Origin of the sequence: Pelomonas aquatica (genome assembly GCF_026712205.1) — a bacterium.
In the GTDB taxonomy this organism is placed as follows: domain Bacteria; phylum Pseudomonadota; class Gammaproteobacteria; order Burkholderiales; family Burkholderiaceae_C; genus Pelomonas; species Pelomonas aquatica.
Genome location: NZ_JAPPUW010000013.1, coordinates 167,589 through 177,819, shown reverse-complemented (window position 1 = coordinate 177,819; position 10,231 = coordinate 167,589). Strand labels below are relative to the sequence as shown.

The following is a 10,231-nucleotide window of genomic DNA, read 5'->3' as shown; positions in this document are numbered from 1 at the left end:
TTTGCCTGACGTTCGCTTGCGCAACCTGTAGAGATCACGAATATGTTCGGTGTTCTCAACGTTCTCCAGCAGTTCAACCAGCGCGGACGAAAAGTGCAACTCTTCAACCACAAGGAGTTTTAGTGGGTTAGACGTCGAGACTTGCTGCGAGATCTCACTCCGCAATAAGTGCAGGCTCTTGGCCTGCAACCCTTCATGGGACTTGAGGTCGGCAACACCCTCGTGAACAAAGAAATTCTCTAGCTTGTCCTTGTGAGGCGAACGAGCCGCTTCATCCATCGTCTTCCACTTCGCCGCCGCCGCATCGCGCTTGACGATCTCTGTCGCATAGTCAAAGGTTGCAGCGAACGGCGGACCATTGGACGCAGTCTTGGTTTCCACTACGTCGTCAAGAATCGCCTCGATGACTGTCGGCATAAGTTCCTCAGAGGGCTAACGTTCTGTGTGCGGGGCGTTATCGATTTCTGCACAACATTTGAGCACGCGGTACGCTAGCAGCGATCAGTGCAAGGCCTGACGCTTGGACGCGGCACGGATAGCCCTAGCGGATGGCCGAGCGAGTCGGAGGCCCAATAGTCGTCATTCGCTAAAGCCCGTTCCTGGCCGCGAGCGGACGTCAGAGCCAGGATCGTTGAACGCCCGCTCTCGCTGCACAGATGCCCGTCGTTTTGCCGACAACGCAACGCGCTCAGCTGCTCTTGCGCCGAATCACTCGGAACTCGATCGCCACCGATTCACTCACGCCCGCGTAGTGACGCGCAACAACGCTCACCGGCCCGACGCCCCTGCGCCAAACGGCATCCTTCCGCCCTGCACAGCCTGTCACACGACCTGCGCATAGTCCGTTAGACCGCATTCCCCCCGGAGACCCCCCATGACCCTGGCGCGCGCTGCCCTTTCCACCCTCGTCGCGGCCGCGCTTGGCGCCGCTGCCTTGCAGGCCCATGCGGTCGACCAGACGCTGCCGGGCGCCGGCAATGCGCAGGCCGACCAGACCGCCGCCGCATCGCCGCGTGTGCGCGAGGCCCATGAGTTCCTGCTGCGGCAGGCGCGACAGATCAGGAACCGCGCGCTGCGCGAGGCCACGCTGGACCTGCTGGGCAATCGCGGTTTCTGCGTGCGTTCCCGCGTGGGCGTCGACGATGCGACGAAGGCAGCGCTGCTGGCCAAGCTGGCGGCGGCCAGCCTCGTCAACCCTGCGGACGATGCGAGCTTTCCCGGCGGGCTGAGCGCCGGCGTCTTCCCGCCGGTGCTGGACGCGCAGACGGCCTGCCCGCGCCTGCCGATGGCCTTCGACTCGGCGCCCGGCAGCGCCTTCGCCAGCCACCACGGCTACCCGGGTGGCCTGCCCATCCACGAGGCCAACAACCTGCGCGCCGGCCTGGGCCTGGCCGCCGGCTACCGCAGGAGCTATCGCGGCGTCGAGGCCGGCGAGGAGCATGGCCACGACGACGACGAGGCCGCCGGCTGGATGCGCTCGCCCTTCTTCATCGACCAGGACGTGATCATCGCCGCGCCGATCTGGCACGACTGGGCCAAGACCCTGGTGTTCCAGTGGGCGGCCGACGGCTCCGAGTTCAAGGAGTTGTCCTTCGGCGGCACGCCGGCCAATGGCTCGGCCACCGGCGGCCATCACGTCCTCGGCATCGCCGAGTCGATGAAGCGCGGCCTGCCGCCCGCCTTCGTCATCGCCCAGGCCTCGGCCCACAGCAGCCCGACGCTGGGCAACGAGTTCAAGGTCGTGGCCTGGCTGCGGGCGGCCGGCATCCTGGCCCAGCTCGACCCGGTGGCCGCCGGCTATCTCGTGCAGGACGCCAAGGGCTTCCACCTGCCGCCGCTGCGCAGGCTGGCCGATGGCCTGGACCTGATCGGCGCCGGCCAGACCAACCTGCTCGCCGAGTACACCATCCACAACCTGTCGGACGGCGACTTCACGTTCTCGATCCCGGCCGCCGGCGACGCGGCCCTGCTGATCGCCAGGCTCGCGCCGCGCTATGGCTTCGATCCCGCGAATGCGGCCGTCTACAACACCCAGTTCCGCAACCCGGTGTTGGCCAACATCAGCCAGGAACGCATCCTGGTGCTCTACGGCAATGGCGGCCTGGCGGCGGTGCAGGCCGAACTGGACGCGCTGCGCGCGCGGCACGGGTTCTGAGCGCCCCCAGGGCCGGGCTGCGCCCGGCCCGCCCCCCGCGGGGGCAAGGAAACTTGGGGCGGCCCGGCGTTTCCTTGTGATCACAAAATCGCCGACACCCAGCGCCCGAAGCGCGGCGCCAGCCGCCAGCCGTCCTCGCCCAGCCAATCGGCCGACACCAGCACATGGTGGGCGCGGCCGATCAGCTTCTCGCGCGGCACGGTGCCGATGACCCTTGAGTCGGCGCTGTTGTCGCGGTTGTCGCCGAGCACGAAATACTGGCCGGCCGGCACGGTGATCTCGTCGAAATCGCGCCGCGCCGCGGTGCCGCGCAGGAACTGCACCGGGTGCGGCCGGCCTTCGAGGTCCTCGGTCGCGCGCACCGCGTCGACCACCCAGCCCGGCGCCAGCGTCTCGCCGCGCGTCGTGGCGCCGCGGTAGGCCAGCGGCTGGCCGTTCAGCACCAGCACGTCGTCGTGCATCGCGATGCGGTCGCCCGGCAGCCCGACGACGCGCTTGATGAGGCGCGTGCCGTCGGCCGGCGAGTTCAGCGTGACGACGTCGCCGCGCTGCGGCTCGCTGAAGCGGAGCAGCACGACATCGGTCAGCGGCAGCTTCAGGTCGTAGGCCAGCCGGTTGACGAGCACGACGTCGCCCTCCAGCAGCGTCGGCCGCATCGAGGCCGTGGGGATGGGGTTCCAGTCCGCCACCGCCGTGCGCAGCAGCGCGAAGCTGAACAGGAAGAGGATGAAGCCGCGGTTGGCCTTGAGGGTGTGTCGGATGTCCATGCCGCCATGCTGGGCGCAGCGGCGGGCCGGCGGCCGGGCGGGCGAATGGCGGGCCGGGGCGCGCGAATGGCGGGGATCAGGGGTCCAGCGGCACCGGCAGCTCCAGCCCGCGCTTGAGCACGGCCATCGCGACGCTGGTCGTGTAGCGGCGCACGTTCGGGTTGTCGGCCAGCAGCCGGGCCATCAGCGCCTCGTAGGCCTCGGCGTCGACCGCCGTCACGACGAGGATGAAGTCGGCCTCGCCGGTCACGTAGAAGGCCTGCTGCACGCGCGGCTCGGCGGCGATCCAGGCGCGCAGCGCGGCCATCCGGTCGGCGCGCTCGCTCTCGACCTGCAGCGCCGCGACGAAGCTCATCGCGCGGCCGACGCGGGCCGGCTCCAGCACGGCCACGTGGCGCAGGATGACGCCCTGCTCGCGCAGGCGCTTGAGCCGGCGCTGGATGGCCGACGGCGACAGGCTGACCCGTTCGGCCAGCTGCCCGGCGGTCAGCGCGGCGTCCTGCTGCACGAGGTTGAGCAACTGGCGGTCGAAGCGGTCGAGGTCGGTCATGCGATGGAGATTGCGGCCAAACCGCGTCGGGGCGGCGCATCTTGCCGCAATTCCTCGGGGCGGGCTTCCTAGCATGGTGGCTGCAGTCCACAACCCAGGAATCCCGATGATCGACCATGTCTCCCTCGGCACGCGGCGCTATGCCGAAGCGGTGGCCTTCTACAGCCGCGTGCTGGCGCCGCTGGGCCTGCAGCTGCTGCGCGACACCGGCGGCGAGGCCGCGTTCGGCACGCCGCAGCGCTGGTGCTTCTTCCTCTACCCGGTGCCCGAGGCCGAGGCGGTGGCTGCGCGCGGCGCCCATGTCGCGCTCGGCGCCCCGGGGCGCGAGGCCGTCGCGGCCGCGCATGCGACGGCGCTGGGGGCGAGTGCACAGGACATCTTCTCGCCGCGCCTGCGTCCCGACATCAGCGAGACCTATTTCGGCGCGATGTTCCACGACCTGGACGGCCACAGGATCGAGGTGCTGACGAACGCTGCCTGATGTCTGGCGAGTCCGCGTGCCGGCACCCCTATGCTGGTGCGCGGGAGGAGCGCCGTTGGCAAGGCGCGGAACGATCGCATGCGCAAATCCTTGCAGCAGCCCTTCGCTGACGACGCCGGTGCTGGCGCTGACTGCCTCTCACGGCGCCCGCGGCCCGACATCAGCGAGACCGTTTCGGCGCGCTGCGCCAAGACCTGGACGGCTATAGCATCGAGACGCCGGCGAACGTCGCCCGATGCGCCATGCAGGGGGCGCTTTGCCCCCGTCCAGCGCCGCGCGCCGCCCCGCTGGATCTCGCAACCACCGCCGCCGCGACGCCCATGTTTTTCAGAGAGACGCACCCATGCACCAAGGCAGCTGCCACTGCGGCGCCGTCAAGCTGACGCTTCCGTCCACGCCCGAGGTGGCGACGTCCTGCAACTGCTCGCTGTGCCGCCGCATCGGCGGGCCTTGGGTCTACTTCGAGTTCGGCACGGTCCGCATCGAAGGCCACCCCGAGAACACGACCGGCTACGTCCAGGGCGACAAGACGCTGCGCACGATTCGCTGCCGGACCTGCGGCTGTGTCACGCACTGGGAGCCGATCGATGCCGCGCCGGGCGCCAGGCACGGCGTCCACCTGGGCAACTTCGATCCCGAGCTCATCGCGGCCGTCAAGGTGCGCAGGTTCGATGGCGCCAACAGCTGGAAATTCTTTGACGAGCTTCCGGAATGAATGCATCCCTGCTGCTCTGGGGCGTGGCGTTCGGCTCGCTGGGCCTGGGCTATTTCATCTACGGCAAGAAGCAGGGCGCCGTGGTGCCGCTGCTCTGCGGCCTGGGCTTGATGGTGTTCCCCTACTTCATCGTCAACGCCTGGCTGCTGGTGGGCGTCGGCGTGGGGCTGGCGGCGCTGCCCTATTTCCTGCGGCGCTGAGGTGTCGATAGGGGTGGGTCCAGTGAGGGGCCATGACCCCCGACGCTACACTGACCCGATGCCCGTTCTGCTTGCCGTTGACAGCTCCACCGAGACGATGGCCCTGGCCCTCGTGACGCCAGGGCAGACGGCGGTGTTCGAGGCCCAGGGCGGTGCCCAGGCCTCGGCGCGCATGCTGCCCGAGATCAAGGCACTGCTGGCCGGCGCGGGCCTGAAGATGGCGGACCTGGACGCGATCGCCTTCGGCCAGGGGCCCGGCGCCTTCACCGGCCTGCGCACGGCCTGCGCGGTGGCCCAGGGCCTGGCCTTCGGCCTGTCCAGGCCCGTGCTGGCCGTCGACAGCCTGATGCTGGTGGCCGAGGACGCGCGTGCCCAGGGCGCGGGCGACGATGTCTGGGTGGCGATGGACGCGCGCATCGGCGAGATCTACGCCGCGCACTATCGCTGGGCCGACGCGGCCTGGCAGGTGGCCGACGCCCCGGCCCTCTACAAGCCCGAGGCGCTGGCCGCGCACTGGGGCCGGCCGGCCGCGGTGGCCGGCACGGCGCTGGCCGAGTACGCGGCGGCGCTGGGCGAGCTGCCGGCGTCCGCCTGGCCGCAGGCCCGGTCGCGCGCGCGGGCGCTGGCCGCGCTGGCGCTGGCGGCCTGGCGGCGCGGCGAGGTCCGCGATGCGGCCGAGGCGCTGCCGGTCTATGTGCGCGACAAGGTCGCGCTGACGACGGCCGAGCGCGAAGACGCCAAGGGGGCGCGGGCATGAACGCCATCGTCAAGCCCAGCCTGCCGCCCTGGGAGGCCGCCTGCATGCGCCTGCCGGACCTGACCGAGGTCATGGCCGCCGAGCGCCTGGCCTACCCGGTGCCGTGGACGCATGGCAACTTCGTCGACTCGCTGGCTGCCGGCTACCCGGCCGAGGTGCTGCGCGGCCCGCGCGCCGAGCTGCTGGGCTACTGGGTGGCCATGCCGGGCGTGGACGAGCTGCACCTGCTCAACATCACCGTCGTGCCGGCCTGGCGGGGGCGCGGCCTCGCCGTCGTCATGCTGGACCGCCTCGTGAACGCCTGCCGCCAGCGCGGCCTGACCCAGCTGTGGCTGGAGGTGCGCGCCAGCAACGAGCGCGCGCGCGCCGTCTACCTGCGCTACGGCTTCTCGGAGGTGGGCCGGCGCCGCGCCTACTACCCGGTGCCGCAGGGCCCGCGCGAGGACGCGCTGCTGATGAGCCTGATGGTGGCGGCATGAACCGGAGCGAGCGCCGGGCCGCCCCAAGCCGCTCCGACATCCCCCCGGGGGATCGGCCGATGTATTCGTCGGACGAGGGGCTCAAATGACCTGGGACGCACGTCAGCGCGCGATGCTGGCCGAGATGGGCTTCCGGCTGCCGGCCGTGAGCCGTGCCGTGGCGCCCGAGCCGGAGCCCGAGGTCGAGCCCGAACCCATCGTCGTCGCCGCGCCGCCGCCCGCCATCGTGCGCGTGGTGGTGCCGGCTCCGGCGCCGGCGCCGGCCCTGCCGTCCGGCTTCGCCGGCCTGGACCTGCCGGCGCTGCGCGAGGCCGTGTCGGCCTGCCGCGGCTGCGGCCTGTGCGAGCAGCGCCGCAACGCCGTCTTCGGTGCCGGCGCCTTGCAGAGCGCGCAGTGGCTGGTCGTCAGCGACCCCGCCGACGAGGCCGACGACGCGGCGGGCGAGCCCTTCAGCGGCGAGGCCGGCCGGCTGCTGGACCGCATGCTGGCGGCGGCCGGGCAGTCCCGCGCGGGCGAGGGCGCGAGCGCCTTCGTGACCCCCATCGTCAAATGCCGCCCGCCGCGCGGCCGCGCGCCGCAGCCGGCCGAGCTGGACGCCTGCGAGGCCGTGCTGGCCCGCCAGGCAGAGCTGCTGCAGCCCCGCCTCGTGCTGGCCCTGGGCCTGCAGGCGGCGCGCCGCCTGGTCGGCCCGGACGCGGCCGGCGAGCCGCTGGGCCGGCTGCGCGGCCAGGTGCACCGCTGGCGTGACCTGCCCCTGGTCGTCACCTACCATCCGGCCTATCTTCTGCGTTCGCCGGCGGACAAGGCCGGTGCCTGGGACGACCTGTGTCTGGCCCGCGAGACCTCCAAGACATGAGCGCCGCCGACGACCTCGCGGCGCGGGCATTGGAGGCTGCGCGCTTCAAGCTGCTGGCCGACTACCTGCCGGCCTGGATCGCCCTCTACGACGCCCGCACCAACCTCTGCCTGTTCGCCAACCGCGGCTATGCGAGCGCCTTCGGCCTGACCGAGCAGAACATCCTGGGCAAGACCTTCGGCGAGGTCATCGGCCCGCAGGCCGAGGCGCTGATCCAGCCGGCCGTCGACAAGGTGCTGTCCGAGCGCGTGGCCGTCAGCTACGAGCGCGAGCTGCCCGAGGCCGATGGCAAGCCGCGCTGGATCGAGGTCCACCTCATCCCCCAGCTCGGCGAGGACGGCGAGCCGGTGGCCAGCTGCGTGCTGATCAACGACATCACCAAGCACCGCCTGGCCGAGCGCCAGGTGCGCGAGTCCGAGGCGCGGCTGGGCAAGTTCATGCAGGCCACGGTCGAGGGCATCCTGTTCCACAAGGACGGCTACACGACCGACGTGAACCCGCCCTGCTGCGAGCTCGTGGGCTACGCGCCCGAGGAGATGATCGGGCGCCACGTGCTGTCCTTCATCGCCGAGGACGAGCTGCCCAAGGTCAAGGACGTCATGCGCCAGGAGCGCGAGGTGCGCTACGAGACGGCCGTGCTGCACAAGGACGGCACGCGCATCCCGGTCGAGTTCATCGTGCGCACCATCGAGCGCGACGGCGAGAAGCTGCGCATGACCATCGTGCGCGACATCCGCGACCGCCTCGCCAGCGAGGCCCGCATCCAGCACCTGGCCCACCACGACGCGCTGACCGGCCTGCTCAACCGCGCCGCCTTCATGGACCGCATGGCCCTGCTGCTGCGCCATGCCGAGCGCAAGGGCGAGACGCTGGCCCTGCTCTTCATCGACCTGGACAACTTCAAGCGCGTCAACGACTCGCTGGGCCACCTCGAGGGCGACCAGGTGCTGACGACGGTGTCCGAGCGCCTCGTCAGCGCGCTGCGCGCCAGCGACCTGGTGGGCCGCTTCGGCGGCGACGAGTTCGTCGTGCTGCTGACCGACCTGAACAGCCGCGCCGACATCAAGGTGGTGCTGGAGGCCCTGCTGTCCGTCGTCGAGGTGCCGGTCAAGGCCGACGGCCGCGCGCTGTCGGTCACGCCCTCCATCGGCGTGGCCGTCTACCCTGATGACGGCCGCCAGGCCGACGAGCTCATCCAGCATGCCGACACGGCCATGTACCGCGCCAAGGCCCGCGGCCGCGCGACCTACCAGTTCTTCGAGCCGGCGCTGGCCGAGACGGCCTATGCCGACCTGGTGCTGGAGGCCGAACTGGCCCAGGGCCTGACGCGCAACGAGTTCGAGCTGTTCTTCCAGCCCCAGGTGGAGGCGACGACCGGCCAGCTCTCGGGCGCCGAGGCGCTGCTGCGCTGGCGCCATCCGCAGCGCGGCCTGCTCGGCCCCGACGCCTTCATCTTCGTCGCCGAGCGCCACCGGCTGATGCTGGCCCTGGGCGAATGGGTGCTGCGCGAGGCCGCCGGGACCGCGCGGCGCTGGCGCGAGCAGAAGCTGACCCACGGCCACGGGCCGATGCGCATCGCCGTCAACCTGTCGCGCATGCAGTTCCACCTCGACGGCTTTGCCGACACGGTCAGGCGCGTGCTGGACGACTCCGGCGCCCAGGGCCAGTGGCTGGAGCTGGAGCTGACCGAGCGCATGCTGATCGACGACATCGAGCATGCGCCGGCCACGCTGGCCCAGCTGCGCGCGCTGGGCCTGACCGTGTCGGTCGACGACTTCGGCACCGGCTACACCTCGCTCGCCCACCTGACCGAGCTGCCGCTGGACAAGCTCAAGATCGACCAGAGCTTCGTCGCCCGCCTGCCCGACGACGTCGGCGCCCAGGCCATCACGCGCGCCATCGTGCAGATGGCCGTGGGCCTGGGCCTGACCGTCACGGCCGAGGGCGTGCGCAGCGCCGCGCAGTGGCAGCTGCTGGCCGGCTGGGGCTGCCAGCAGTTCCAGGGTGAGCTGGTGGGCGCGCCGATGTCCGCGCCCGATTTCGAAGCCTGGGTGAAGGCCAGATGAACCTTGTCGACAAGCTGCATGCCGAGATCGCCTCGGCCGGGGGCTGGCTGGCCTTCGATCGGTTCATGGCCACGGCCCTCTACGCGCCCGGCCAGGGCTATTACGCGGGCGGCCGGCGCAAGTTCGGCACCATGCCCAGCGAGGGCTCGGACTTCGTCACGGCGCCCGAGATGTCGCCGCTGTTCGGCCGCGCGCTGGCCCGCCAGCTGGCCCAGGCCATGGACGCCAGCGGCTGCCGCGACCTGATGGAGTTCGGCGCCGGCTCGGGCGCGCTCGCCGCCCAGCTCATCGCCGAGCTGGATGCGCTGGGTGCGGGGCTGGCGCGCTACCGCATCGTCGAGCTGTCGGCCGAGCTGCGCGGGCGCCAGCGCGAGCGCCTCGCGCACTGGCGCGACCGCGTCGAGTGGCTGGACGAGCTGCCCGACGAGATCGAGGCCGTCGTCGTCGGCAACGAGGTGCTGGATGCGATGCCGGTGCAGCTGATCGCCTTCGACGGCCAGGCCTGGCGCGAGCGCGGCGTCGTCGGCGCGGGCGCGGGCTTCGCGTTCGAGGACCGCGACAGCAGGCTGCGCCCGCCGCTGCAAGATCCGGGACACGGCGGCTTCGTGCCCGGCACCGTCACCGAGATCCACCCCCAGGCCGAGGCCTTCGTGCGCACGCTGGCGCGGCGGCTGAAGTGCGGCGCGGCCTTCTTCATCGACTACGGCTTCCCCGAGGCCGAGTATTACCACCCGCAGCGCCTCGGCGGCACGCTGATGTGCCACCAGGGCCATATGGCCGACCCCGACCCGCTGGTGGCCGTGGGCGACAAGGACATCACGGCCCACGTCAACTTCACCGGCATCGCGCTGGCCGGCCAGGACGCCGGCCTCGTCGTGCTGGGCTATACCAGCCAGGCCAATTTCCTGCTCAACTGCGGCATTGCCGACCTGCTGGCCGGCGCCTCGCTGGGCGAGCGCGCGATGGCCCACCGCCTGCTGGCCGAGCACGAGATGGGCGAGCTGTTCAAGGTGATCGGCTTCGCGCCGCTGAGCGCACCCTTCGACGCGCTGGGTTTCGAGCGCGGAGACCGATCGCACAAGCTCTGAGAGCTTGAGAGTCTTTCACCCATGCCCGCCTTGCACGCCAAAACACCCCCGCTCGTCGTTGCAAATGCTCGCCATAGCCCGAGCCATGGCTGTGCTTTGCGCCTAGATCGGCGGCGT

12 protein-coding genes are annotated in these 10,231 nt (G+C 71.1%); 9 read left to right on the top strand and 3 right to left on the bottom strand.

What is annotated here, in order from left to right; all coding sequences use genetic code 11:
* Positions 1-417: hypothetical protein (locus tag NYP07_RS15495; RefSeq protein WP_268151935.1), on the bottom strand; the 417-nt coding region annotated here is incomplete at its 3' end.
* A gap of 457 nt (positions 418-874) precedes the next feature.
* Between NYP07_RS15495 and NYP07_RS15490 the strand changes: the two genes are divergently transcribed.
* Positions 875-2,155, top strand: coding sequence for a hypothetical protein (locus NYP07_RS15490; RefSeq protein WP_268151933.1), 1,281 nt, complete (start codon positions 875-877; stop codon positions 2,153-2,155).
* Positions 2,156-2,235: 80 nt separating this feature from the next.
* Here the strand turns inward: NYP07_RS15490 and lepB are convergent, their stop codons facing one another.
* Both lepB and NYP07_RS15480 read right to left on the bottom strand, forming a co-directional pair.
* The gene (gene lepB, locus NYP07_RS15485) at positions 2,236-2,922 is read right to left on the bottom strand and encodes a signal peptidase I (RefSeq protein ID WP_276597353.1); all 687 of its coding nucleotides are present in this window, start codon (positions 2,920-2,922) and stop codon (positions 2,236-2,238) included.
* A gap of 76 nt (positions 2,923-2,998) precedes the next feature.
* Positions 2,999-3,472 carry an Lrp/AsnC family transcriptional regulator gene (locus NYP07_RS15480; protein ID WP_268151931.1) on the bottom strand — a complete coding sequence of 158 codons (474 nt, stop codon included), beginning with the start codon at positions 3,470-3,472 and terminating at the stop codon, positions 2,999-3,001.
* Positions 3,473-3,578: 106 nt separating this feature from the next.
* Between NYP07_RS15480 and NYP07_RS15475 the strand changes: the two genes are divergently transcribed.
* From NYP07_RS15475 to NYP07_RS15440, 8 genes are all read left to right on the top strand, one after another.
* A complete protein-coding gene (locus NYP07_RS15475) occupies positions 3,579-3,953 on the top strand; it encodes a VOC family protein (protein ID WP_268151930.1) in 375 nt (124 codons plus the stop codon).
* A 343-nt stretch (positions 3,954-4,296) separates the two neighbouring features.
* Positions 4,297-4,668 (top strand): GFA family protein, encoded by a 372-nt coding sequence (locus tag NYP07_RS15470; RefSeq protein ID WP_268151928.1) that lies wholly within the window; start codon positions 4,297-4,299, stop codon positions 4,666-4,668.
* Positions 4,665-4,868, top strand: a complete 204-nt coding sequence (locus NYP07_RS15465; protein ID WP_268151926.1) for a hypothetical protein — start codon at positions 4,665-4,667, stop codon at positions 4,866-4,868. Before NYP07_RS15470 ends, NYP07_RS15465 begins: the two co-directional genes overlap by 4 nt.
* Before the next feature lie 58 nt (positions 4,869-4,926).
* The gene (gene tsaB, locus NYP07_RS15460) at positions 4,927-5,625 is read left to right on the top strand and encodes a tRNA (adenosine(37)-N6)-threonylcarbamoyltransferase complex dimerization subunit type 1 TsaB (RefSeq protein ID WP_268151924.1); all 699 of its coding nucleotides are present in this window, start codon (positions 4,927-4,929) and stop codon (positions 5,623-5,625) included.
* On the top strand, positions 5,622-6,104 hold the full coding sequence (gene rimI, locus NYP07_RS15455; RefSeq protein ID WP_268151922.1) for a ribosomal protein S18-alanine N-acetyltransferase: 483 nt from the start codon (positions 5,622-5,624) through the stop codon (positions 6,102-6,104). The genes tsaB and rimI overlap by 4 nt, the downstream gene beginning before the upstream one ends.
* 85 nt (positions 6,105-6,189) lie before the next feature.
* On the top strand, positions 6,190-6,960 hold the full coding sequence (locus NYP07_RS15450) for a uracil-DNA glycosylase (protein ID WP_268151920.1): 771 nt from the start codon (positions 6,190-6,192) through the stop codon (positions 6,958-6,960).
* Entirely contained in the window at positions 6,957-9,026 is a 2,070-nt protein-coding gene (locus tag NYP07_RS15445; protein ID WP_268151918.1) for a putative bifunctional diguanylate cyclase/phosphodiesterase, read from the top strand. The genes NYP07_RS15450 and NYP07_RS15445 overlap by 4 nt, the downstream gene beginning before the upstream one ends.
* A complete protein-coding gene (locus NYP07_RS15440; protein WP_268151916.1) occupies positions 9,023-10,114 on the top strand; it encodes a class I SAM-dependent methyltransferase in 1,092 nt (363 codons plus the stop codon). The genes NYP07_RS15445 and NYP07_RS15440 overlap by 4 nt, the downstream gene beginning before the upstream one ends.
* The last annotated feature ends 117 nt before the right edge of the window (positions 10,115-10,231 follow it).